This is a genomic window from Pigmentiphaga litoralis (assembly GCF_013408655.1).
Taxonomy (GTDB): domain Bacteria; phylum Pseudomonadota; class Gammaproteobacteria; order Burkholderiales; family Burkholderiaceae_B; genus Pigmentiphaga; species Pigmentiphaga litoralis_A.
In genome coordinates this window covers 3,305,279-3,329,090 of sequence record NZ_JACCBP010000001.1, presented here as the reverse complement: position 1 = coordinate 3,329,090, position 23,812 = coordinate 3,305,279, and the positions used below count along the sequence as shown (strand labels likewise).

Here is a 23,812-nt window from a genome sequence, read left to right as displayed (position 1 = left end):
CCAATCCTATCAAGCAAAGAAGTCGCATCACCCGCGTTTTTCGTACCGGTGATGCGACGCCGCACGTCTGTCGACTTCGAAGGAATACACATGCCAAAGCAGATCCGCATCAACGCGTTCGACATGAACACAGGAGTTCATCAGTCTCAAGGGCTGTGGCGTCACCCACGGGACCGTTCATCGGAATACACCACGATTGCCTATTGGCAAAACCTTGCAAAGACATTGGAAAAGGGAAAATTCGACGGCATTTTCCTTGCCGACGTGACGGGTGTCTATGACGTGTTCGGTGGCAACCGCGACGCGGCGCTGCGCAACGGGGTCCAAGTTCCAAACAATGACCCGTTCCTACTCGTACCCGCCATGGCAGCAGTGACGGAGCACCTTGGCTTCGGCATTACGGGCTCATTGACTTACGAACCTCCGTACACCTTCGCAAGAAAGATGAGCACGCTCGATCACCTGACGAATGGCCGCGTAGGCTGGAACATCGTCACGGGATACCTCGACAGTGCTGCAAAAGCTTCTGGTGCAACGAAGCAGACAAGTCATGACACGCGATATGACATCGCCGAAGAATACATGCAACTCATGTACAAACTTTGGGAAGGAAGCTGGGAGGACGGCGCGGTCCAACGGTCTGCGGATAGAGGTATCTACGTTGATCCGACCAGAGTGCATGCCGTGGAGCATGACGGGGAGTACTTTCGGCTGAACGGAATTCACCTGTCCGAGCCATCGCCCCAGCGGACGCCCGTGTTGTATCAGGCAGGCACCTCACCTAAGGGCCAGGCATTCGCAGGCAAGCATGCGGAATGCATTTTTATCAGTAGCCCGACCAAACATGTGATGAAGCAGTCGGTCAAAAAGCTCCGGGCTGCGGTGCAGGAGCAGGGGCGCCCGGCTGATGCAGTCGTCGTCTTTGCAATGATGAACGTCATCGTGGGACGAACCGAAGAGGAAGCTCAGGAAAAGCTGCGCGACTATCGGAAGTACGCAAGCTATGAGGGCGCGCTGACCTTGATGTCGGGGTGGACCGGAATTGATTTCTCCTCGTGCGACCCGAAGGATACGGTTAAACATATGCGCAACGACAGCATGCATACGGCCATCGACCGTTTCACCATCTCGGATCCGGACCGGGTGTGGACGGTTGGCGAGGTTGCCGAGCACTTGGCAGTGGGTGGATCCGGGCCTGTGATTGTCGGCTCTGTGACGCAGGTAGCAGACGAACTGCAGCAGTGGATGGAAGAAACTGACGTGGACGGGTTCAATCTGGCCTACACCGTCGCTCCGGAAAGCATCCAGGAGTTTGTCGATCTTGTGGTGCCGGAACTGCAGGCGCGTGGCGTCTACAAGACCGAATATGCTCAGGGAACCTTGCGCGAAAAGCTTTTCGACGGTGCTCCCCGACTCTTGTCCCCCCATCCGGCCGCCACGTATCGGCGGTCACGCTAAGGCTTACCCGCAGGCAGCTACGTGGGGTAGGCGGACACGTCGCGCCCCCGCTCAAAAATTACATCTAAAAGAGAATGCGATGGAGACAACCGTGGGCAATCGTATGCCGGTCGATCATCATGTCGACCCAGTGCATCTGGCATCAGGAGGAGCAAGCGCCGCCGACCGAAAACGTTCGCTGAAAGCTGCGGCCGTGGGGAACATCCTCGAATGGTACGACTGGACGATTTACAGCACATTTTCGATCTATCTGGCGGGTGCTTTCTTCTCGAAATCCGATCCGACTTCCGCTTTCCTGTCGACATTAGCGATCTTTGCAGGCGGTTTCCTTGCCCGTCCAATCGGCGGCTATATCTTCGGTCGCATGGCCGACGGAAAAGGCCGCAAGATGGCCCTGGTCACCACGATGATCATGTTGGCAATGACCAGTCTGGGCATTGCTTTGCTTCCGAGCTACGCCGAGATCGGGTCATGGGCGTCGTTGGCACTATTCTTGATGCGGATTCTGCAGGGCTTCGCGCACGGTGGCGAGTCTGGCGTGTCGTACGTATACGTTGCCGAAATCGCGCCGCGTGAACGACGAGGCCTGTGGGCAAGTTCCGTGTACATCAGCGTCATCCTCGGGGTGATGCTCGCGACAGGTGTTGCCGCCGCGCTAAGCGCGCTCCTAACCAAGGAAGACATGGGCGAATGGGGTTGGCGGGTAGGCTTCGCCCTTGGGGCGGTGCTGGGAATCTATGCGCTGTTCATGCGCCGCAAAGCCGTCGAGACAGAAGCATTCGTAGCGCTCAAGACCGAAGACAAGCTCAAGGCGGTCAGCCAGAAACTGTCCAAGCGGACGATTCTGAAATTCAGCCTGCTGGTGATTGCCCTGAACGCGGCGATGAATGTCTGGTATTACATCTGGGTAGCCTTCGCTCCAGCAATGGCAATCTCCGCATACAACATGGACCCGAAAGGTGCCTACACCTCAAGCCTCATTGCACAGGCGATCGCGCTGGTATTCATCCCCATATTCGGGCACATGTCCGACCGGATCGGCCGTCGCAAAACCGTGATGACTTTCGCACTCCTGGTTGGCGTGATGGCTATTCCCATTCAGATGATGTTGTCGGAGCAGCCGTGGTCCTTGCTGCTTGCTCAGGGTCTTGGTCTGGTGATCTGGTCAATCGGTGTGGGGCAGTATCCGGCCCTGATGGCGGAGCTTGTGCCAGCGCGCGTGCGGGGCGTGGGCGTCGGCGTATTGACGTCGGTAGCCATTGGCCTCTTCGGCGGAACCGCGCCCTACCTCAACACCTGGTTACGGTCGATCAATGCAAGTTGGGCATTCCAGGCGTACATCATCGTGCTTGCAGTGATCGCTCTTGTTGCGGCTTTCAGCATGAAAGAAACCGCGGGCATGGACCTCAAGGAATCGACTTGAGCCGAGTCAGGAAAAGGTGCTTGATTGCTCGCACAGATCCACGATGTCCTCGACTAGGCGAGATGATGTCTGTTTGGTGAACACTGCAGTGAATGGCATCTCAAGCCCGGCGGGTTCAGTGCGAATAGGGATCAGTTCCTTGCGATGCACCGCGTCTTCGAAGATGCCGTGAGGGAGCAGGCTGACGCCCACACCTGCAACGGTCAGCGACTTGACAGCCGCAAGGCTATTGCAGGAGGTTCCAAGGTGCTTTTTGGAAGCGCGGATGCCGAGCCAGGTGTTCGTTGCTTCTGTCGTATAGGAGTCGGTGCCTTGATAGACGATCGGCCAACGTCGAAGGTCACGTGCAGTCATGAGCTCATTCGTTGGATAGAGATCTGGACTGCACATCCATGAAAACAGGACAGTGCCGAGCGGACGAGCGACGAACGTCGTGTCGGTCGAAGGCCCCGCAATGATGGCAATGTCGAAATCACCTTTTTTAACTCCTGCGAGCAGTGCCGGGTTCAGTCCGACTTCGAACTCCAATATAACGTTCGGAAATTTCTTGCTCACCGCTCTTGTAAAGCTCGGCAGCCATGTCAGTGCAACCAGTTCGGCGACACCTATGCGTACGATCCCGCCGATCGCAGTGTCGGAGCCAAGCTGCTCTTTGATCTCGCGAAAAATGTGCGTCACCTGCTCCGCGTAGGCCACAAGTTGTCTCCCTTTGTTCGTCAGATGTACCTGGCGCTGTGATCTGTCGAACAGACTAATTCCCAGGTCATCTTCCAGCTCCTGAATGCGTGCCGAAACAGTGGATTGGGTGACGTGCAGTCGCTCGGCAGCAGCAGCAAAGCTGCCAAGCTGGACGATGGCAAGAAAGCTTTCAAGCTGTCGGTTATTCATTCCAGGTTCCAGGCTTCAGGCATTCACGCTCGTATTCGTAAGGTACAAAAATGCGATTCCCACAAGGCGGCAAGGTCATGGTTAATTGCGACAACCATAGCGGTAGCGAAGGTGACCATATCATGGCCGCCAAATGATGCGCATCCGTCGATACCCGCTTGCTCTGATCGTTGTCGCCCAGTTGTGCGGGACGTCTTTGTGGTTCAGCCCGAACAGCGCCGCGGAAAGTCTGGCCAGCGCATGGAACCTGTCTGGCGCCCAACTTGGGCAACTGACAGGTTCAACGCAGATGGGCTTTATAGCAGGCACGTTGCTCCTTGCCGCCAGCGGTGCGGCGGATCGTTATTCCGCAACTCGTCTGTTCACAAGCGCATGTCTTGTCGGGGCGATGCTAAATGCAGCATTCGCATTGCTTGCAACAAACTTCCAACAAGGCATGGTGATCCGCTTTGCAGTAGGTGTGTGTCTTGCGGGTATTTACCCGCTTGGCATGAAGATGGTCATCGGCTGGACACGGGAAAGGACCGGTGCTGCGCTGGGCTTGCTCGTAGGTATGCTGACCCTTGGATCAGCGTTGCCGCACGCCGTGCGTGCAGCAGGAGGTGGGCTGTCCTGGGAGGCTGTCGTGCTGACGTCCAGCTTGCTAGCTATTGGCGGCGCTTGCTTGGTTCGGGTATTGGGCGATGGTCCATACTTGCCACCTGCGACCGCGAAGAAGGGGCAGTGGGGCGCTGCGCTGACTGCCTTCAAGGGGGCAAAGTTTCGCGCTATCGCAATGGGCTACTTCGGACACATGTGGGAGCTTTACGCGTTCTGGACACTGGTGCCCTTCTTTGTGAAGGATCTTGTGTCAGTTGCGGACGTGGATACCGACAAGACGGCGATCTGGGTAGCGGTGCTTTCCTTTGCGATCATCGGCGTAGGCGCGTTGGGAAGCAGTTTGGGTGGTTGGCTGAGTAAACGGGTGGATAGCGCTGCCGTAGCAGCGACAGCTCTGGCTATATCGGGTTTGATGTGCCTCGTGTACCCGCTCGTGCGTCCGCTAGGATTGGCGTTCTGCGTTCCAGCGCTGCTGTTGTGGGGACTGACAGTGATCATGGACTCCGCCCAATTTTCAGCACTCTCGGCCAACGCATGCCCGCCCGAACTTGTCGGAGGTGCTTTGGCCATACAGAACAGCATCGGGTTCCTCATAACCGTGGCCTCCATCACTTGGGTCACCCGCGACTTTGCTGACATGGGGGTCTACGTCGCCTGGTACCTTTTGCCAGGACCCTTGCTAGGCCTGCTTTTCTTCATGCCTATAGTGCTGCGCGCCCGCAGAGGACGCTTAGTGACCTGATAGCAACGATGTGTCATCACGCCGACCTATTGCGCCCGTTCCCGAAAGGCTCGCCTGAAGCTCGACGGCGACGTGCGCACCAGCTTCGCAAAGTGTTGACGCAAGGAAAGCGCCGTTCCGAACCCCACCTTGGTCGCGATCTGTTCGATCGTCAGGTCGGACGACTCAAGCAGGTGCTGCGCGCGGGCGACTCGTTCAGCGGTAAGCCATTGAACGACTGTTCCACCCGTCGCATCCTTGAAACGCCGCGTGAACGTACGGCGGCTCATGCTGGCCTGGTCGGCAAGCGTATTTACCGACAACGTGTCGGACAGATGCGCGCGCGCCCATTCAAGAACGCCGGGCAGCCGGCTTTCGCCGGGTCGCTCGGGCAAGGGCCGTTCGATGTATTGCGCCTGCCCTCCCTGCCGATGCGGTGGCGTCACCAGCAGGCGCGCCACATGGTTTGCGACGTCTGTTCCGTGACGTTGACGGAGCAGATTGAGACAGCAGTCGATGGCTGCTACGGTGCCAGCCGATGTCACGATCTGGTCGTCGTCCACATAAAGCACGTCAGGATGGAATTCCGCTAGCGGAAAGCGCTGCACAAACAGGTCCCGGCAGGCCCAATGTGTTGTTGCTTTGCGGCCATCGAGCAGGCCGGCATCCCCCAGAACGAAGGCGCCCAGGCACAGGCCGACGACCTGTGCGCCCCGAGCGTGCGCTGTTCGCAGCGCCTTGGTCAATGCGGCAGGCGCACGCGTTTCCGGATGGTCCCATGCCGGGACGATGACAATGTCCGCAGACGCCATGGCCCGCAGACCCCTCGGCACGTCGATCGTCATGCCCTGGTCGCACCGGATCGCGCCTCGCTTCGGGGCGCAATAGCTGATCTCGTAAGGCGGCAGATTTTCCAGCGTCGACGTGGCGCCAAACACCATGCCGGGCACCGACAAATGGAAAAGGCTAGCGCCTTCGAAGACAACAACGGCGACTCGAACAGGTTGCATTGCGTGCGGATCCAAAACATCAGAAAATTGGCCCGATTTTATCGGTCAATGTCTTTCAGGCCAATGGTCGGATCTTGGGCCGGGCCGGATAATGGATGCCTGTCGATATTCCATCCTTGAAGGCAAGTCATGAAAACCGCTCACGTTCTTTTCTCCGCAGCCCTAATGACAGGCTTTTGCTCGCTGTCGGCACAGGCTGCCACAGAGGCCACTGCACAAGCCACTATGCAGAGCACCGCCCGGACCACGCAGCACGTCACCTTCCAGCAGATTCGCAACGCTACGATCAAGCTGACTTACGCAGGCACCACCTTCCTGATCGACCCAATGTTGGCGAAGCGTGGCGCATACCCGGGCTTCGCTGGCAGCTATCGCAGCGAACTTCGCAACCCGCTGGTCGAACTGCCCATGCCAGTGGCCGATGTCATTAAGGCCGACGCCGTTATCGTGACCCACACCCATCTGGATCACTGGGATGAGGCCGCGAAGAAAACGCTGCCCAAGACCGTGCCTCTGATCGCCCAGGACGATACCGACGCACAAGCGATTCGCAAGGACGGCTTCAAGGATGTCCGTGTATTGCGTGACACTATTGAGTTGAAAGGGACGCGCATCAGCCGAGCCGAGGGTCAACACGGGAGTGCCGAAGCCATCCACGCCGTGCCAATGTTGAACCCTGTGATGGGCATCGTTTTTCAGCGACCTGGCTACAGGACCGTGTATGTGGCCGGCGATACGATCTGGAACGGTCAGGTCGAAGCGGCAATCAAGCAGTTTCAGCCTGACGTGATCATCCTGAACACAGGTTATGCCCGCATCAAAGGCCTGGACGGTTCGATCATCATGGGCAAAGCCGATCTGCAACGTGCGTACGAGTTGGCCCCCAAGGCCACGATTATTGGCAGCCACATGGATGCCGTGAATCACGGTATGCAAACCCGCGCAGAGCTGCGGGCTTTCATTCACGCAACCGGCATGGACTTTTCGCGGGTGCTGGTGCCCGATGATGGTCAGTCGTACCAGTTTTGATCCGCAATCTGTTTGCCGCCCTGGTTGACGCCTGACTAGGACTGCCTTCTTGCGGCGAACTGAACCGCCGACGATACGCGGTCGGCGTCAGGCCTACCACTCGTTGAAACCTTGCACGGAAGGTAACTGACGACTCGAATCCGGCGGCCGCAGCAACGTCATCAATCGATATGGCCGTCGTCTCCAACAGTTCTTGGGCCATCCGAATCCGGTGGGTCAGCAGCCACTGGATCGGCGTGGTGCCCGTCTGATCCTTGAACTTGCGAGCGAAAGTGCGCGGTGTCATGTGAGCTCGTTCGGCCAGGGCTCGGACGTCGATCGGGTTTCGCAGGTTGTGGTGCATCCACTCCAGGAGTGCGGCAAAGGTCGTGGAAGCAACCAGCGGTTGCTGCCGTATGAAGGGCGCCTGGCCGCCATCGCGCCGAAGCGGCGCAACGGCCAGCTTCGCCGCTTGCGCTGCAATGGCCTGGCCATGTTGGCGCGCGATCAGGTGCAGACACATATCCAGGCCTGCCGATGAACCCGCCGACGTCACTACGTCTCCGTGGTCCACGAATAATGCGTCTGCGTCCACCATGACTTGGGGATAGCGCCGAGCCAAGTCCTCTGCCGCCGCCCAGTGGGTGGCCGCCCGGCGTCGATCGAGCAAACCTGCCGCTGCCAGAACGAATGCTCCTGTACAGATCGAGGCAACCAGGGCGCCACGCGCGTGGGCTGCTCGAATGGCACGCACCACGGCCGCCGAGGGGGCGGCACTGATGTCTTGCACGCCTGGCACCACAACGATGTCCGCCTGCGTCAACCTGCCAAGCCGATAAGGCGCGCTAAGCGAAAACAGGCCAGTATCGACTTTGTTCGCCTCGCTACACACTTCGACGGTGTAGGCATCATCACCGTTCCTGTTCCGCACGTACCTGAAGACATCGCATGCGATTCCGAGGTCGGATGGAATCACGCCAGGTAAGGCCAACACCGCTATTCTCTGCATGAGGCGATTTACGTCGTTGAAAGTCGTGAAACAAAGAATAGAACAAGATGGCAGAAAGTGATCATTCTTTGTCGGTCCTGCCACTCACGGTGCGTTGCGGCTTACCGCTATAAATAGGCGGTCACTCAATGAGACCGCCGTATGTCACCTTCCCTCAAGCCGCTACGAAACGACAATGCCGGGCCCTTTTCGGCGCCCGGTGACGACTTCGATCACGTGAACGTACGTGATGAGCTGGCACAGCTGCGCCGCCTCAGGATTGCCTCGTTTCTGGAGGGTGCGATGTTGCTGGTGCTCTTGCTGATCGCGGTTCCGCTCAAGCATGTGTTTGACTGGTCAATCGGCGTCAAGTTGATGGGTCCGGCACATGGCGTTGCGGTGCTGGCTTATCTCTGGCTGATCTTGCAAACAACGGCGTCGGCGCCCTACTTCAACCGGCGGGAAACTGCGCAACTGATCATTCTCGCGCTCATTCCGATGGGCGTTTTTTTCAACGGCTTGCTACTGGCACGAAAAAACGCCAGCTTGCGCAAAAGGGAGGTGGCATGACCCTGGCCAGCAGCTACGTATGGTTAAAGGCGTTTCACGTGGCCAGCGCTCTAGTCTTTGTAGGAGGGCTTGTCGGGACCAGCGTCTTCATCCGGTCGGTCCTTTTCACTTCTGAAGCCGCCAGTGCGATGGCCGAGACCGTCCGGCGCTGGGACAGAAGGGTGACACTGCCTGCCATGCTGCTTGCGTGGGGCTTCGGCATCGCGCTTGCCTTTCTTGGTGGGTGGACCGGGACGCTATGGCTGCCGGCCAAAGCTGCTCTGGTTGTTGTTCTGTCGGCAGTGCACGGCATTCAGGCGGGGCAGCTTCGCCGCATCGTCAATCGCATTCCGGGCCGAGCCGGGCGTACCGGGCCACTGATTGTGTGCGCGCTCATTGCGATCGCGATTCTGGCGGTCGTCAAGCCTTCCTGAAGGTCATGTCTTCAGGTGTCATGAGCCAGCAGGCGATGGGCTGGCCGCCAGAATGCGCCAAGGGCAATCACTGACGCGGCGCCGAGCAAGGCAGGCGTGACACCCGCGTGATCCCACACAAAGCCGTACGCCGGCGCGCCAACGGTCTGCCCGACCGCCATGGTGAGGAAGGGGATGCCAAGACCAATGTCAGGGCGGCTCGGGTAGAGAGCGATGCCCCATAGCAAGAATGCGCCTGTTGAAACAATGTATGCGGCTCCGAACACGGCCATGCCGGCAAAAGCCAGTGCAGTCGGAAGGCCATAAAACGCCAGTGCACACAAAGTGAGTGCCATGGCCAGAAGCGAAGCACGGTGAACGAACGCGACCCCGAACCGGTTGGTCAAGAGGCCGGTGGACGCGCCCAGCGTCGCGGCAGTACCAAGCCCAATCCAGGCGTATGCGACTTCCTGACTGTTGAATTCAAAGCGTTGCTGCAGTAGAGCCGCGCCGAAGGTCCACACGGCTGTGCTTCCTGCGCCCATCAGGAACGCGCTGGCACAGAGGCCATCTACGCCTGCGCGTCCCAAGGACTTGAAGGTGAAAGGCCTTGCCGCTACGGCGTGCCGAGAGGAGGGCAAGGCGAGAACTGCCCAAACGGAGACCGCAACGCCAATTCCAGCGAATAACGTGTAAAGGGTGCGCCAACTGCTGTCCACAATGACGACGAAGATTCCCGACAACGCGATTCCGCCCGCCGTGCCTGCGTTGATCACACCATTGGATATCGAGTGCGCCTGCGCGTCGATGTGATGCGATACCGCGGCGGCAAGCGGTGGCGATGTCAGTCCGGTGCCGAAACCGGCAAGCGCAATGCCCGTTCCGAGAACCCAGGCCGACGATGCAGTCGCGATCAAGATAAGTCCAACTGTGGCCGTGATGCCCGCCAGCGCAGCAACGCCGCGATCGCCAAGCCGGGTCAGCGTGATGAAGGCGATCAGCACGCCGATGCAGTACGCCGCGAAGGAGCTTCCACCGATCCACCCTGCGCTTGAGACCGTCAACGCAAGATCGTTGCGAATCTCGGGCAGCAGCAATCCGTAGGCAAATCGGCCTAAGCCATAGGTCAACGCGGTCAGGGCAAAGCCAGCGCTGACAAGGTTGATGTCACGCTTCATTAACGAACTCGACATTGAATTGAGACTGCGTAAACGGACAGTGACTGGCGCAAATCGGATAGTCGGATGCGGGGGATCCCTCCATGATGCAGTACCTATCCATTTCTTGCTTCACAGGGCGCGTATGACCTTTGGATTTTATCGTGTGTATCACTTGCTCAAATCGTGTGGCACCCGAGCCGCTGCGGCTGGTCTGCTATCTGCCATGATGGTCCCGGTGGTCCAGGCACAGACTCCAGAAGTCTGGCCAACCCGACCGATAAGGCTGATCGTCGCGTTGGCGCCAGGCGGTTTGGCCGATGTGTTGACGCGTGCCGTATCGGGCCCATTAGGTGAGGCGCTCGGTCAGACGGTTGTCGTCGAAAACAGGCCGGGTGCGGGTGGCAATGTCGCGGGAGCCGAAGTTGCCAGGAACGGTCGCGACGACCACACGTTCCTCATCGCACCCACGACTACCCAGTCGGTGAATCCATTTATCTACACCAATATTCCATTTACCTTTGACAAGGACCTGCAACCTGTCGGATTACTGGCCAACAGCAAGCTGTTTCTGCTGGCCCGCCCAGGGTTGGAGCCGAAGGATCTGGCTTCTTTCATCGCTTACATCAAAGCGAATCCCAAAGCACTCAGCTTCGGTTCGGCAGGGAACGGAACAACGCCCCATCTGGCCGGAGAGCTGTTGAACGTCGGCCTTGGGGCGGCAGAGACCCATGTGCCATACCGGGGGGCTGCACCCGCTATCCAGGACCTGATGGCTGGCCAGATCGACTACGCGTTCGGGCCGGCGAACTTCCTGCCCATGGTCAAGGCCGGCAAACTCAGGCTGTTGGGTGTCGCGAGCCGCCAGCGAGCACAAGGGTACGCTGATGTACCCACCTTTGCCGAGATGGGTGTCGACAGGATCTTTGCCGATTCGATGTTCGGCATCTACGCTCCGGCCTCCATGTCTGCCGATAGGGTTCGCCGCTTTAACGTCGAACTTAACCGGATACTGAGCACGTCAAGAATTGGCGCTCAGTTTGCAGAATATGGAGCAGAGGCAGTCGCCAAAACGCCGGCGGAATTCCAGGAGCTTGTGCGGGCCGAAAAGGCGGTTTTTGTACCTGTCGTCAAAGCATTGTCGATCAAGGCCGAATAGGATCAGTCCTGCAGATCAGGGCCTAGCGCCATGCGTTGTAGACACAGGAGACAAGATGATTCATCGCATCGTCACGATGGAGTTGCTTGTCGGCTCCGTCGTGGTGTCGAAAGGACCGGCCGACGGGCACACGCTGCTGATGGGCGCGACTGGACCTATTTCCATCAATCCCGCGACATATCGGAACGTTTCGTACGCTCCGCAGAAAGATTTTGTTCCGATATCGCTCGTTGCGTCGTTTCCGTTGGTCGTCTCAACCAACGCGATTCGAAGATGACGTCGATCGCCGACCCAGTCACCCATGCCAAGGCAAGTCCGAAGACCGCGAACTATGCAGCCAGCGCGACAGCTTTCCAGTTGGCGAGCGAACTGCTCAAGGACCGCACGGGAATCCGGCAGAGCACATTCCCTACATGGGCAGTGCCGAATCGATGTTGTCTGTGGCCTCGAACTAACGACGCGACAACGCTGCCGCGCTACTTTGCCGGGTCATCCATCAACTCGTACCACATGGCATTGAGCACCGCAAAAATCGCCGCAAGTGGCAACCCTAGAATCCATGCGAAGTACCACATCGTCATTCTCCCGATTAATTCGATTCAGTAGGCATGGCCGCGGCCATCTCGGATGTCGCTGGCGGTGACCTTGCCCCACAGCACGCGGTAGACCCAGGTGGTGTAGGCAACGATCAGCGGCAGAAAGATGCAGGTGCCGATCAGCATGATGAACAGCGTCAGGTGGCTGGACGACGCGTCCCACACCGTCAGGCTGGCCGAGGGCTGGATAGATGAAGGCAGGATGAAAGGAAACATGGATGCCCCGACACTCAGCACGATGCCGGCAATCGACGCGCTGCTGGCCACAAGCGTGACGCGCTCCCACCGTAAGCACAGCCCCAGCACGGCCAGCATGGCGCCAACCAAGCCCGAGACGGGCGCAGCCATCGTCCAGGGGTGGGCCAGATAGTTGCCGAACCAGGCCCCTGTCTGCGAGACGGCAGTCTTGAACAGCGGATTCGACGGCCCGTCGGTCACGATGGAACTGGTAACGCGATAGCCTTCGATCCCTGTCCATAACGCCACGCCGGCCAGCCCGTACAGGACCAGAACGGCCACGGCGGCTACGAGGCCGTAACGTCGGGCCCTGACCGCCACGTCGTCGTCGGTCTTCAGCACCAGCCACGCCGCCCCGTGCATCAGCATCATGGCGAGCGAGACCAAGCCGCACAGCAAGGCGAAGGGGTTCAACAGATCAAGGAATGCGCCGTCGTAGAAAATGCGCATGTCGGGGGCGAGCCGGAACGGCACGCCTTGAAGCACGTTCCCCATAGCCACGCCGAACACGACGGCTGGGATGATGCCGCCTATGACCAGGCTCCAGTCCCATGCCGACCGCCACCGGCGTGATTCATGTTTGCTCCGGAATTTGAACGCCACGGGCCGGATGATCAGGGCAAGCAGGATCGCAAACATGGCGAAGTAGAAGCCCGAGAACGACACGGCATACAGTTGCGGCCAGGCGGCAAAGATGGCCCCACCCCCCAGGATCAGCCATACCTGGTTGCCTTCCCATACCGGTCCGACCGTGTTGATCACCACACGCCTTTCAAGGTCGGTGCGGCCAACTGCCGTCAGCAGTGCGCCGGTCCCAAGGTCGAAGCCATCGGTCACTGCAAAGCCGACCAGCAGGGCGCCCAGCAGCGCCCACCAGATGACACGCAAGGTGTCGTAGTCCATCAGTTCGTACAGGATCACGATGTCATTCCTCAGAAATCATGGGAGCGGTGCGCAGCATGCCGCTGTGGCCAAGAATGGGAACCGCGCCTCCGGGGGACCGCACGTGCTCATGCTCAGGCCCCTTGCGGATCGCTTTGAGCATCAGCTTCATTTCGATCACCAGAAGCCCCGTGTACAGGGCGGCAAAGCCGATTAGCGTGGTGAGCACCGTGGTCACGCCCAGGTTGGAGACCGCGACTGCCGTGGGGAGCACGCCTTCGATACTCCATGGCTGGCGTCCCAGCTCGGCGACGATCCAGCCGCATTCCGCAGCGATCCAGGGAAGTGGGATGGCAGCGACCGCGACTTTCAACAGCCAGGGATGTGCGTCCAGACGGCGCCGCGCAGACAGCACGAAGAAGGTAGCGGTCAGCACGATGAAGAACATGCCAAGGACAACCATCACGCGGAACGACCAGAACAGGGGGGCTACCTGGGGCACGGTGTCCCACGCAGCCTGATCGATCTGTGCGTCGGTGGCCTTGCGCGGATCGTCGACATACCGCTTCAGCAGCAGGGCATAGCCAAGCAGATGACCATCGGCCTCGAAGCGTTCGGCAAGGGGAGGTGAGATGGCCTTGACGCTGTTCTCGGCAAGAATCTGTTCCAGCGCGTCATACGCACGAATACCCTGCCGGATTCGGACTTTAGCCAGGTCGACCAGGTCGTGGATGCCGGGAATTTCCGTGGTCAACGACCGTGTGCCGATCAGCCCCATGACCCAGGGGATGTGAATGGCGTAGTGGGTCTCGCGCGCGTCCTGGTCGGGCAGGCCGAACAGCGTGAACGCGGCGGGCGCCGGTTCCGTGTGCCACATGGCTTCCACCGCGGCCAGCTTCATTTTCTGGTGTTCGGTCGACAAATACCCGCTTTCATCGCCTAGGACTACGACAGACAGCGACGCGGCCAGACCGAATGACGCAGCCACCGTCATGGACCGTTTCGCGAGTTCGCCATGACGGCCCTTGAGCAGGTACCAGGCCGATACGCCCAGCACGAATATCGACGCGACAACATAGCCGGCTGACACGGTGTGAACGAACTTGGCTTGGGCCACCGGATTGAAGATCACCGCCGCAAAGTCATGGATTTCCATGCGCATGGTTTGCGGATTGAAAGTTGCGCCGACGGGGTTTTGCATCCACCCGTTTGCAATCAGGATCCACAAGGCTGAAAAGTTGGTGGCGATCGCCACCAACCATGTGACTGCCAGATGAGACACCTTGGACAGTCGGTCCCAGCCGAAAAAGAACAGGCCGACAAAAGTCGCTTCCATGAAGAACGCCATGAGGCCTTCCAGGGCCAACGGCGCACCAAAAATGTCACCGACGTAGTGGCTGTAGTAGCTCCAGTTCATGCCGAACTGGAACTCCATCACGATGCCTGTCGCCACGCCCATCGCAAAGTTGATGCCAAACAACGTGCCCCAGAATTTGGTCATTTGCCGCCAGATAGGCCGGCTGCTCATCACATACACCGTCTCCATGATCGCAACCAGCACCGACAGCCCGAGTGTCAGGGGTACGAATAGAAAGTGGTAAAGCGCCGTCATCGCAAACTGCAGGCGCGACAGGCCGACGATATCGAGTTCCATGGAAGTCCTTGCTCTAGCGAGTCTACAGGTCAATCTGGACGTAGCGCCGACAGCGCTGCGTCAAATTCGGGGGTGCCTCGGCGGACATCTTGTTCCACCGCGCCAGCGCGCATCAGCAGCAGGCGGTCCGCCAGCGCGGCTTCGCGGTGCAGGTGCGTGGCGATGACGACGGTGCGGTGATCCGCACGCTGGGCCAGCACGGTCAGAACGTCTCGCGCTGTCGAGGCATCCAGCGCTTCAGTCGGCTCGTCCAACAGCCAGACACTGCTGTCGTGCAGCAGCAAGCGGGCCAGCGCCAGACGCCGGGACTGTCCGCCCGACAAGCCAATCCCGCCTTCACCCAGCGGCGTGTCCAGTCCTGCGCCGTTGCCAATCAGGTCCTGGGCCAAGCCGGCATCGGCCAGGGCGTGCCAAAGTCGCGTGTCATCAGCTGCTGGGTTGGCCAGGCGCAGGTTGTCCCTGAGCGTGTCCTGGAACAGTTCGGTGCGCTGCGTAAACATCGTGGCGGGCAGTCCGGCCGCCTTGCCCTGGTTGGGCGTCACGTCGCCTGCAATCACCGACAGCAACGTGGACTTGCCGGCACCGCTCGGGCCGATCAACGCCACGCGGTCTCCCTTCGCGATCGAGACCGTGAAGCCACTGACTGCCGCACGGTGCTCACAGGAATACCGGACGAACACGTCGACCAGGTGGCAGGCCACATTGGCGCCTGGCGCCCGGATCTTGGGCAATGCCTCGTTTTCTGCGCGCAGCCGGGGTGCGATGCGGCGGGCGGCGAGCCACGTGCGTCCTGCTTCCAGCGCGCCGCGCCTGAGGGCGCCGAAAGGTTCGATAGAAGCCTGTGCACCCAGCACTGCCAAGGCCATCATCGGGACGGTCGCCACGCCGGTCGCGGCACATTCCGCCGCAGCCAGCAGCACGGCAGCCACGAACACCGCACCGACAACACCCTGTATCCAGGCAGCAATGACGTCGACCTGATTCAGAGCAAGATCGGTGTGTGCAAGGCGCCGGTCGCTGCCCCATAGCCGCGCCTTCTGTGCATCCAGTTGCCCGGCCATGATCCATTCCGTCTGTCCTGCAACCAGATCAATGGTTTGCGATCGCACACGTTCGAGGGCTTTGGCGCGTCGCACTGCGTGGGGCCACGCCTGGCGCATGACCATTGCCGATCCGCCAAGCCCGAGCGTGCAAAGCGCAAGAAAGGCCGCCGCACCCAGCCGCGGATCCACGCTGGCCAGCAACAGGCCCGCGAGCGCGGCAGCGCCGATGGCAGCTGCGCAAGGCGCGGCAAGACGCAGGTAGACGGACTCGAGCGCGTCCAGGTCCGCCGTCAACCGGAACAGCCATCGTGATGGACGGGCCGCCAGGTCGCGAGCTGCTGCGGGTTGCGACCAGCCCAGGAACAGCCGTTCGCGCAACTGCGCCAGGACGCCGAACGTGGCGTCGTGTGTGACCACCCGCTCGGCGTATCGGGATACGGTTCGCCCCAGCGCAAGCAGGCGTATCGACGCCGAGGGCATGAAGACGTCGAATGCGATGGCCGATGTCAACGACATGCCGGCCAACGCCGTAGCGGTAATGAACCAGCCGGACACCCCAAGCAAGGCGATTCCCATCGCCACCGTGGCCGCCGTCAGGATGATCCCAAGCAGAAGGGAGCGGCCAGAGGCACTAAGGTAGAAACGCGCAATCGCTGCCATGTCGTTGGGCTTGCTCATGGCAAGACCTCGGCATCGACGTTGACGACCCTGTCCATGTGCCGGGCAAGCCGGGGGTCATGCGTGGCGACCACCAGCGTGCGGCCGATGGCCATCTGCTGCAAGGCGGCGATCACGCGTTGCGCGGTGTCGTTGTCAAGGTGGGCAGTTGGTTCGTCGATCAGCAGGATGTCGGCGCCGGGCCGGACGGCCGCGCGCGCCAGGGCCAGCCGGATGACTTCCCCGCCTGACAGCCCCAGACCGCCTTCGCCAACGCTGCGGGACACGCCATGCTGCACGGCGTCCATGAGGCCGACAGCCTGCAAGGCGTGTTGGACCTGTTCGGGCGATACATCAGGCTGACCCAGCGAGACGTTGCTGCTGACCGACGCAGCAAAGACATGCGGCTTTTGTCCCATCCACGCCATGCACTGCCGTAATGCGCCTGCGGTGTCGTCGCGTAGCATCGCACCGCCGATGGTCACGGTGCCGCTTCCTGCCTTCACCAGACCGGCCATCAGCGACAGCAATAGCGTCTTGCCACTGCCGCTGGATCCCCACAACGCGACATGCTGTCCTGCGTGAATGTCGATGTCCGCAAAGTGCAGCGGCGGTGCGTCGCCGTATTGATTTACGGTCACGTTGCGCAGGGAGATCGCTGGCGTCCTGCCGCGTGCGTAAGTGTCAGCAGGCGTATTGCAAAGGGCGGATGGGCCGGTGTGCCCGCCGCCCACCAAGCCAGCATCGCCGCCGATCAGCTGGGTTATCGCGTCCCTTGCGGCTTCACCGGCAGCGCGATCGTGCCAGGCCGCCGACAGGTCTCGCAAGGGCTCGAAAAACGCCGGCGCGAGCAGCAGAATGAACAACCCTTCACTCAGCGTCAACGTGTCGCCCCACGCACCGAACGTCAGCTCGCCAAGCAGATGGAAGCCGACATAGACGGCGGTCAGGGCGATGCCCAATGCGGCAAACAGTTCAAGCACGGCTGACGACAGAAACGCAATGCGCAAGACCTGCATGGTTCCGACCCTGAGAGACTCGGCGTGGTTGCGTACGCGCTGTGCCGTGGAGGGCACCGCGCCCAGAGCGCGCAGGGTCGTCAGTCCGCGCAACCGGTCCAGCAGCAACCCGTTCATGCGACCGAGTTCACCCAGCTGCGCTTCGCTGGCAGCCTTCGCGCGCCAACCGATCAATGCCATGAACACAGGGATAAGCGGCGCGGCCGCTATCAGGATCAGGGCCGCTGCCCAGGTATGTACGCCGACTGCCACCGCGATGACCGGAGGCACCAGCATCACGCGCCACCGAGCCGGGCTGTAGCGGGTCAGCCACGGAACCAGGGCTTCCGCCTGTTCCCCGATCACGCTTGCCGCCTGGCCAGAGGCCGGACGCGACACATCGAGGGGGGAACGGGAGGCGAGGGCGGCGGCCGCACGCTCCCGCAACGCGGAAACCGCAACGCGTGCATCGCGGAACAGACGCCGCGTAGCCCAGGCGTCCAGGGTGGAACGCAGTACGCCCAATGCGACAAATCCCAGGGCATGCAGCACGATGGCGCTAGCGCCATTGCCAAGGGCAACCTGGTACACCGCCGCCGCGATCAGGCTTGCCTGAGGAATCCATAACAGGGCCCCCAGCGCTGACATGACGCTGCCGACTTTAAGTCCTGAGGGCCCTGAGTTTTCCATATTTCAGTAACTAGTGAAAATTTAAGTCGTAGTTAGGCGTTGAGTTCGCGCCTTACGATCGGGGTTTGTGCTGAAAAGGCTTCAGCGGGGCTTTTTTCTAAGCGGCGCGGTGGCCCGGTCCTTCACAGCGAGCAGCTTCTGGACTTTGCGGCCCAGGCTCATTAGCTGCAGCAGGGATTCCGGTGAAAGGTCCTGCAGTTCTTCGAACCAGTTGTTCGACATCTCGGCCAGGTCGTACATCTCGCGCATGCGCTCGAGGGCGTAGCGGTCGGCCGCGTTCGCGCCCGGATCGAGCAGCGACTGCCGCAACATGGTTAGCGTCGGCTCGACTTCTCGGCGGCGCCTCTCGGCAGCAACCGCCTTGAAGATGTCCCATACGCTACCAAGCGTGCTGTAGTATTCGCGCCGGTCCCCTGGGGTGCGCGTCAACCGGACCAGTTGCCACGCTTCCAGTTCCTTGATGCTGATGCTGGTGTTGGAGCGGGATATTCCCAGCGTCTCGCCAATCTCGTCGGCATTCAAGGGCTGCGGGGACACGAATAGCAGTGCGTACACCTGACCGACAGTGCGGTTGATGCCCCATCGGCTGCCCATCTCCCCAAAATGCGCCACGAAGGATTCGACGACGGGTGACATTTTTTTCCAAATTTCAGTATTTCATGAATATTAGCAGGAATATTGTTGAGTTGGTCGGCCTGCTGCTGGTGCACATCAATAAGAAAAGGGTCCCGGTCCCGCCGTAGCGCTGGGCGCAGATAGCGCAAACGCGCAGTCAAAGTATTTTTCTGCTTCGGTCCAGGGGGCATTGTCTTGCCACAACGTCAGGAAGGCGCGGCTTGCGTCCACAACACTGGGGCTGACCTGCAGCGTCTGCAGGCCCAGTGCATCGAAGGTATCTTCATGATCGTGCAACGTGCCCACTTGCCCCGCGTAGCTGTAGAACTGGCGGATCCTGCCGGGCTGTGCAAATCGAGGAATCGTGGCGCACGACGCACCGCTTTCTGGCTCGCGACCAGCATGCGCCTGCGAGAAGCTGTCTTGCAGCATGTGCAGCAGTGCCCCTAGCGCAACCTTATCCAGATCCTTTCGCACTTCGATGATGCCGGTGGCGAACAGGTTCATCGCTGTCATGTCGCCGGGGAAATAGAACTCCAGTTGGTCCACGCCAAGGTCGCGGATAAAGTCAGTGCTCGGAACAGTCTTGATCGCGATGCCCCAAAGAAATTGGGCCCACATCTTCATTCGCCGCTGCGTCGCCGCAGCCAATTCGCCGTCATACGCCGCCATGGAATGAAAGAATTGCAGGTCACCAAAATGCGAGCGATACAGCAGGTAATCGCCGGGACCAAACGCCGGCTCACCAGGTTGACTTGCCGTGCGCGCTTTGGCGGTCCGCTCGGCGTCAGAGAACAGTGCCTTCCAGCACTTAGGCTGCGCGGTGGAGCGCAAGGTCACCGCTGGATTGCAGTCAGCAATACGGGGAGGAGATGCGCGGTTCAGCGCGAACGGCGGATCGTCCGGCCACCGCACACCGTATAGCAAGATCTGGTTGGCGCGTATTGCGGATTCCGTCAGGCATAACGATTCCGATCCCGGTTGCACCACGCAATCGAGCGCGTTCAACGTGATCGCTTCGTGGACTGGACTTTTGATCATGGGAAGCGCGTTGCCTACGATCCATTGACCAATGCCATCCACCAGGCGGTTCCCGCCCAGGCCTGTCAGCCTGCGGTCCACGTCGCTCAGACGAGGCAGAACCTGGAATGCGGATGCGGCCGATGGGAGCAGGGCGATGGTGATCGACACAACGGCAAGGCAGTACTTCAGTCCGGAAATGGTCATAAGCAGAATCCTTCAGTCCCTTCGGCACGCCAATGTGCGCGACGAAATCTCGATGCAACCAATCGTAACCGAGGGGAGGGGTACGTTGCCTCGAATCCGAGTGCTGATCTGCCTCTCTCGGCGAACCATCGGCCATGGGCTCCCGCGCCATCATCATCCGCCGCGCCGCCAGCCGGTAAACTGGCGCTCGCTTCTTTCTTCGCATCGACATGAGTGACATGACCGACACTACCGACACTACCCCCAACGCCGCCCCCAACACCGACACGCTGCCCCCGTTGCCTGATCACCTTTCGATCGACCCGCGCAGCCCGCATCACGTGGCCGCCGCGTTCGAACGCGACATCGGCATTCGTTTCAACGACGTGGAACGTACCGACGTCGAGGAGTACTGCATCAGCGAACGCTGGATCCGCGTGCGATCGCCCAAGGCCAAGGACCGTCGGGGCCAGCCGCTGCTGATCAAGCTGAAGGGCAAGGTCGAAGCGTTCTACCGCTAAGCCCGCGTGGGGCGCTTGCGTTTTCCCGCCACCGCCTCCCGCGCCATATCCTCAAAGACCTTCACCAACGGCGAGTCATTGCCTGACGCCTTGGCCAGGGCCAGCGGGTAGCGCAGCGGCTTGCGGGCTTCGGACACCACGTCCAGAAACGTGACGCCCGCGACCTGGAGGTGACGCACCGGCCGCGGTACCAGGGCCACGCTGACCCCCGCACTGACCAGCACAAGGTTTGCCAAGGTTCGCGAATCGCCTGGTGCGATGCGCGGATAGATCTTGGCGTCGTGAAAAGCCTGGAGCAACGCGACCGAATAGCCTGGTCCGGATGAAAACGGATACAGCGACACGAACTGATCATCGGCCAGTTCGGACAGTCGGACGGTGCGCCGGTGACTGAGCCGATGGTGAGCCGCAACCGCCAGGCAAAAGCGTTCTTCTGTCAGCGCCGTGATCGTGAGTCCGCCGGCCGGATTCGCCGACGGAACGATGATCGCCACGTCCAGCGTCCCTTTGTGCAGGGCTGCAATCGCGTTTTCGGTGGATGCCATCTGCAACGAGATTTGCGCGGAAGGAAACGCTGCGCAGAAGGTCTGCAGGATGCCGGGCAGCAACTCGAACGCGACACTGTCGACGGCGGCAATCCCTAGTGCATCGGTCACGCCTTGCTCGGCGGATCGCGCCGTGGCAACCGCGGCCTCTGCCTGCGCAAGCAACTGGCGAACTTCACGAAGAAAGGCCGTGCCTGCGGCGGTCAGGCGCACCTTGCTGCGATCGCGATCAAATAGCAGGACCCCCACACTTTCCTCAAGGCGCTGAATGGCGGCGCTGAGCGGCGGCTGCGTCATGTGCAGGCGAGTCGCCGCGCGGCGAAAGTTGAGCTCTTCGGCCAATACCGTGAACTGCTTCAATTGCCGTAAGTCCATGCTGTCGTCCGTCCTGACCAGAGTTGCGTCGATGGTATCAGGGCATGCCGAAAATAGTATTGGATAGATCAGGCTGCGCCTTCCAAAATCATTCCGTCATCCACATCGATCCCTGACGGCAATGTCCAACCTATCGCTTCCTTCGCACACTCCTGTCGGTGGTCCCGCTGCGTGGCGCAGCCATTCGGTCGACTGGAAGACGGAGTGCCTTCACGTGCTGTCGCCGCCGGAACTTGATGAGATTGATCGCGCCTTGACCCATCTGAAGGCGCTGGGTGACCTGGACCTGACAGACATCACGCGCAGCAGTTTTCCATTGACCGTTACGGCCGACCTGCTTGCGCGCGTCAAGGACAACCTGAGATCGGGGCGCGGCTTCGTCATGCTCCGAGGGCTTCCGCGGCACCGTTATTCGGCGGACGATATGGCGCGGATCTATTTCGGGTTGGGGGCCTATCTCGGGCGGTCGATGGTGCAGTCCTACCAGGGGGAGCGTCTGGGCCATGTGATCGATCAGACCGACTTGCAGGACAAGTCGCGCGGGTATCACACCGGAGGCCACATGGGGATGCACACCGATTCCTGCGACGTGGTGGGCCTGATGTGTTTACGCAGGGCAAGGTCGGGCGGCGCCAGCCGGATCGCCAGTGCGGTGGCCTTGCACGACGCCTTGCTCGCGACGCGCCCCGACGTGCTGGACACGCTCTACCGAGGGTTCTTCTATCGGCGCATGGATCTGGATGCGCAGTTCGGCTCCGGGCGCGTCCTTAGCCGGCAACGGGTGCCGGTGTTTACCCGGCAGGGGCACGCAGCAGCCTCCGTGGCCTGTTATTTCCTTGGCGGCTATGCCCGGAGCGCCGCGGCACGAGGGGACGCCACCTTGACGGATGACGAGCTGGAAGCGATCACGTGCGTCGAACGGCTGGCCGAGTCCCCGGATTTTTATGTGGACATGGATTTCGCAGAAGGGGACATCCAGTTCCTGAACAATCGGCTGGTGCTGCATGGGCGCACGGATTATGAGGATGCCGACGAGGTGGCCGAGCGCCGCCATTTGCTACGCCTATGGCTGGCAGTGCCAGAGTGGCCGCCCTTGCCCGAAGCGCAGGTGTTCCACACGGCCGAAGACCACGAAAAGTGGGGACAACGGCGTCAGCCCGGCATGGAGTTGCCATCGACGTACATGCAGCGATTGCAGGCGCTGGCGATCCAGCGACGCGGTCAAACGTCAGCCGCATGATCCATGGCGCACGGCCCAAGGGGGCTGACGCGTAACCATGCCCCATGCCCCATGCCCCATGCCGGGTTCGCCATTCCGACTTCCGTCATTTCCCACTCTTTTCAAGGCTGCCTCATGACGCATCACGCTCACCGTCGCCACTTCTGTCTGGCGCTCGCCGCACTGGCCGCGTCGGGGCCGCTCCGCGCGCAAAGCCTCTTCACCCGGCCGATCGAACTGGTGGTTCCGTTTGCGCCCGGCGGGCTGGTTGACGTGATCGGCCGCCTGTCCGCCGATACGCTGAGCAAGGAGCTCGGACAAAGCGTGGTCGTCAAGAATGTGCCCGGCGCGGGCGGCAACATCGGCTATTCCCGTCTGGCCAAGGCGCCTGCCGATGGCTATACGCTGGGCCTTGTCGGTGGCGGTCTGTTCATCAACACCGTGATCCGCCCCAGCGGTTTTGACGCCGTCAAAAGCTTTCGCCCGATCGGGCATCTTGGGTCACAGGCCTTCGTGCTGTTCGTGAATCCCACGCGAATTGCCGCCACCACACTTGCCGACGTCAGGTCGCTCATTTCCAAGGAGCCGGAGCGGTACACCTATAGTTCTGGCGGGATCGGCGCGTCGTCGCATGTGTTGATGGAATACCTGAAGGCGACGCAGAACCTGCAGATTGTGCACGTGCCTTACAACGGGCAGGGCCCCGCCATCAATGCCGTGTTTTCGGGCGAAGTGGACATGACGCTGCAGACCGTGACCGGGGCCGAAGACCTGCTGCGGACCGGTCGCTTGAAGCCGCTTGCAGTGACAGGCACGACTCGAATGAAACTATTTCCCGACGTTCCAACCTTCGGCGAACTCGGCGTGCAAGACATGGAGGTCGTCGGATGGTCGGGGCTGGTCGCGCCTGCCGGCCTGCCGGAGCCGCAAACGGCCAAGCTGGTGGATGCCTGGAACCGTTCCATCAGCCATCCGGAACTGCAACGCGCGCTGGAGACTCGGTCTGTCGAGGTCAAGCTGATGACGCAGCAGGAGTTCGCGCGCAGCATGCAAAAGGACAAGGGTTTTTGGGAAAGGGCATTGGCCAAAACGGGCATCAAGGCCGTGTGACCGAGCGTGTATGCGAGCGCCGTGACGTCCAGGCCATTTTTTTTCTGTGTCGATGGCATCCCGCTACGTAGAATGGTCCAGCGCGATACC

23 protein-coding genes are annotated in these 23,812 nt (G+C 60.6%); 11 read left to right on the top strand and 12 right to left on the bottom strand.

The window, feature by feature from the left end:
• Positions 1 to 90: 90 nt before the first annotated feature.
• Positions 91 to 1,458 carry an LLM class flavin-dependent oxidoreductase gene (locus HD883_RS15045; RefSeq protein ID WP_179584034.1) on the top strand — a complete coding sequence of 456 codons (1,368 nt, stop codon included), beginning with the start codon at positions 91 to 93 and terminating at the stop codon, positions 1,456 to 1,458.
• Between the two features lie 79 nt (positions 1,459 to 1,537).
• Positions 1,538 to 2,881, top strand: a complete 1,344-nt coding sequence (locus tag HD883_RS15040; RefSeq protein WP_257022221.1) for an MFS transporter — start codon at positions 1,538 to 1,540, stop codon at positions 2,879 to 2,881.
• 6 nt (positions 2,882 to 2,887) lie between these two features.
• On the opposite strand, the gene HD883_RS15035 is transcribed toward HD883_RS15040, so the two are convergent.
• Entirely contained in the window at positions 2,888 to 3,769 is an 882-nt protein-coding gene (locus HD883_RS15035) for a LysR family transcriptional regulator (RefSeq protein WP_179584036.1), read from the bottom strand.
• A 133-nt stretch (positions 3,770 to 3,902) separates the two neighbouring features.
• Between HD883_RS15035 and HD883_RS15030 the strand changes: the two genes are divergently transcribed.
• Positions 3,903 to 5,111 carry an MFS transporter gene (locus HD883_RS15030; protein ID WP_179584037.1) on the top strand — a complete coding sequence of 403 codons (1,209 nt, stop codon included), beginning with the start codon at positions 3,903 to 3,905 and terminating at the stop codon, positions 5,109 to 5,111.
• 26 nt (positions 5,112 to 5,137) lie between these two features.
• Here HD883_RS15030 and HD883_RS15025 read toward each other — a convergent pair whose 3' ends face one another.
• Positions 5,138 to 6,100 (bottom strand): GlxA family transcriptional regulator, encoded by a 963-nt coding sequence (locus tag HD883_RS15025; protein ID WP_179584039.1) that lies wholly within the window; start codon positions 6,098 to 6,100, stop codon positions 5,138 to 5,140.
• Between the two features lie 129 nt (positions 6,101 to 6,229).
• Between HD883_RS15025 and HD883_RS15020 the strand changes: the two genes are divergently transcribed.
• A complete protein-coding gene (locus tag HD883_RS15020) occupies positions 6,230 to 7,129 on the top strand; it encodes an MBL fold metallo-hydrolase (protein WP_179584041.1) in 900 nt (299 codons plus the stop codon).
• Here the strand turns inward: HD883_RS15020 and HD883_RS15015 are convergent.
• Positions 7,059 to 8,117 (bottom strand): GlxA family transcriptional regulator, encoded by a 1,059-nt coding sequence (locus tag HD883_RS15015; protein WP_179584043.1) that lies wholly within the window; start codon positions 8,115 to 8,117, stop codon positions 7,059 to 7,061. The two genes, HD883_RS15020 and HD883_RS15015, sit on opposite strands and share 71 nt — an antisense overlap.
• A gap of 141 nt (positions 8,118 to 8,258) precedes the next feature.
• Between HD883_RS15015 and HD883_RS15010 the strand changes: the two genes are divergently transcribed.
• A complete protein-coding gene (locus tag HD883_RS15010; protein ID WP_179584045.1) occupies positions 8,259 to 8,666 on the top strand; it encodes a DUF3817 domain-containing protein in 408 nt (135 codons plus the stop codon).
• Complete coding sequence (locus HD883_RS15005; RefSeq protein WP_179584047.1) at positions 8,663 to 9,079, top strand: CopD family protein; 417 nt, start codon at positions 8,663 to 8,665, stop codon at positions 9,077 to 9,079. Before HD883_RS15010 ends, HD883_RS15005 begins: the two co-directional genes overlap by 4 nt.
• Before the next feature lie 11 nt (positions 9,080 to 9,090).
• Here the strand turns inward: HD883_RS15005 and HD883_RS15000 are convergent, their stop codons facing one another.
• Positions 9,091 to 10,236, bottom strand: a complete 1,146-nt coding sequence (locus HD883_RS15000) for a YbfB/YjiJ family MFS transporter (protein ID WP_179584049.1) — start codon at positions 10,234 to 10,236, stop codon at positions 9,091 to 9,093.
• A gap of 301 nt (positions 10,237 to 10,537) precedes the next feature.
• On the opposite strand from HD883_RS15000, the gene HD883_RS14995 reads away from it, so the two are divergent.
• Both HD883_RS14995 and HD883_RS27715 read left to right on the top strand, forming a co-directional pair.
• Complete coding sequence (locus HD883_RS14995) at positions 10,538 to 11,374, top strand: Bug family tripartite tricarboxylate transporter substrate binding protein (protein ID WP_373563432.1); 837 nt, start codon at positions 10,538 to 10,540, stop codon at positions 11,372 to 11,374.
• Positions 11,375 to 11,429: 55 nt separating this feature from the next.
• Positions 11,430 to 11,651 carry a tripartite tricarboxylate transporter substrate-binding protein gene (locus tag HD883_RS27715; protein WP_257022219.1) on the top strand — a complete coding sequence of 74 codons (222 nt, stop codon included), beginning with the start codon at positions 11,430 to 11,432 and terminating at the stop codon, positions 11,649 to 11,651.
• A 199-nt stretch (positions 11,652 to 11,850) separates the two neighbouring features.
• On the opposite strand, the gene cydX is transcribed toward HD883_RS27715, so the two are convergent.
• The 7 genes from cydX to HD883_RS14955 all read right to left on the bottom strand — a co-directional run bounded on the left by cydX (position 11,851) and on the right by HD883_RS14955 (position 19,973).
• Positions 11,851 to 11,949, bottom strand: a complete 99-nt coding sequence (cydX, locus tag HD883_RS14985; protein WP_179584055.1) for a cytochrome bd-I oxidase subunit CydX — start codon at positions 11,947 to 11,949, stop codon at positions 11,851 to 11,853.
• 24 nt (positions 11,950 to 11,973) lie between these two features.
• The gene (gene cydB / locus HD883_RS14980; RefSeq protein WP_179584058.1) at positions 11,974 to 13,128 is read right to left on the bottom strand and encodes a cytochrome d ubiquinol oxidase subunit II; all 1,155 of its coding nucleotides are present in this window, start codon (positions 13,126 to 13,128) and stop codon (positions 11,974 to 11,976) included.
• Between the two features lie 4 nt (positions 13,129 to 13,132).
• Positions 13,133 to 14,743 (bottom strand): cytochrome ubiquinol oxidase subunit I, encoded by a 1,611-nt coding sequence (locus HD883_RS14975; RefSeq protein WP_179584060.1) that lies wholly within the window; start codon positions 14,741 to 14,743, stop codon positions 13,133 to 13,135.
• 29 nt (positions 14,744 to 14,772) lie between these two features.
• Positions 14,773 to 16,464 carry an amino acid ABC transporter ATP-binding/permease protein gene (locus tag HD883_RS14970; protein WP_179584068.1) on the bottom strand — a complete coding sequence of 564 codons (1,692 nt, stop codon included), beginning with the start codon at positions 16,462 to 16,464 and terminating at the stop codon, positions 14,773 to 14,775.
• Positions 16,461 to 18,131, bottom strand: coding sequence for a thiol reductant ABC exporter subunit CydD (cydD, locus tag HD883_RS14965; protein WP_179584070.1), 1,671 nt, complete (start codon positions 18,129 to 18,131; stop codon positions 16,461 to 16,463). The genes HD883_RS14970 and cydD overlap by 4 nt, the downstream gene beginning before the upstream one ends.
• 81 nt (positions 18,132 to 18,212) lie before the next feature.
• Positions 18,213 to 18,767 (bottom strand): GbsR/MarR family transcriptional regulator, encoded by a 555-nt coding sequence (locus tag HD883_RS14960; RefSeq protein ID WP_179584072.1) that lies wholly within the window; start codon positions 18,765 to 18,767, stop codon positions 18,213 to 18,215.
• Between the two features lie 75 nt (positions 18,768 to 18,842).
• The gene (locus HD883_RS14955; RefSeq protein ID WP_179584075.1) at positions 18,843 to 19,973 is read right to left on the bottom strand and encodes a hypothetical protein; all 1,131 of its coding nucleotides are present in this window, start codon (positions 19,971 to 19,973) and stop codon (positions 18,843 to 18,845) included.
• Between the two features lie 218 nt (positions 19,974 to 20,191).
• Between HD883_RS14955 and HD883_RS14950 the strand changes: the two genes are divergently transcribed.
• Positions 20,192 to 20,473 carry a DUF3297 family protein gene (locus tag HD883_RS14950; RefSeq protein WP_179584077.1) on the top strand — a complete coding sequence of 94 codons (282 nt, stop codon included), beginning with the start codon at positions 20,192 to 20,194 and terminating at the stop codon, positions 20,471 to 20,473.
• On the opposite strand, the gene HD883_RS14945 is transcribed toward HD883_RS14950, so the two are convergent.
• The gene (locus HD883_RS14945) at positions 20,470 to 21,393 is read right to left on the bottom strand and encodes a LysR family transcriptional regulator (RefSeq protein WP_179584079.1); all 924 of its coding nucleotides are present in this window, start codon (positions 21,391 to 21,393) and stop codon (positions 20,470 to 20,472) included. The two genes, HD883_RS14950 and HD883_RS14945, sit on opposite strands and share 4 nt — an antisense overlap.
• 214 nt (positions 21,394 to 21,607) lie before the next feature.
• Between HD883_RS14945 and HD883_RS14940 the strand changes: the two genes are divergently transcribed.
• Both HD883_RS14940 and HD883_RS14935 read left to right on the top strand, forming a co-directional pair.
• Complete coding sequence (locus HD883_RS14940) at positions 21,608 to 22,633, top strand: TauD/TfdA family dioxygenase (RefSeq protein ID WP_179584081.1); 1,026 nt, start codon at positions 21,608 to 21,610, stop codon at positions 22,631 to 22,633.
• Between the two features lie 114 nt (positions 22,634 to 22,747).
• Entirely contained in the window at positions 22,748 to 23,722 is a 975-nt protein-coding gene (locus HD883_RS14935; protein WP_179584083.1) for a Bug family tripartite tricarboxylate transporter substrate binding protein, read from the top strand.
• Positions 23,723 to 23,812 lie beyond the last annotated feature (90 nt).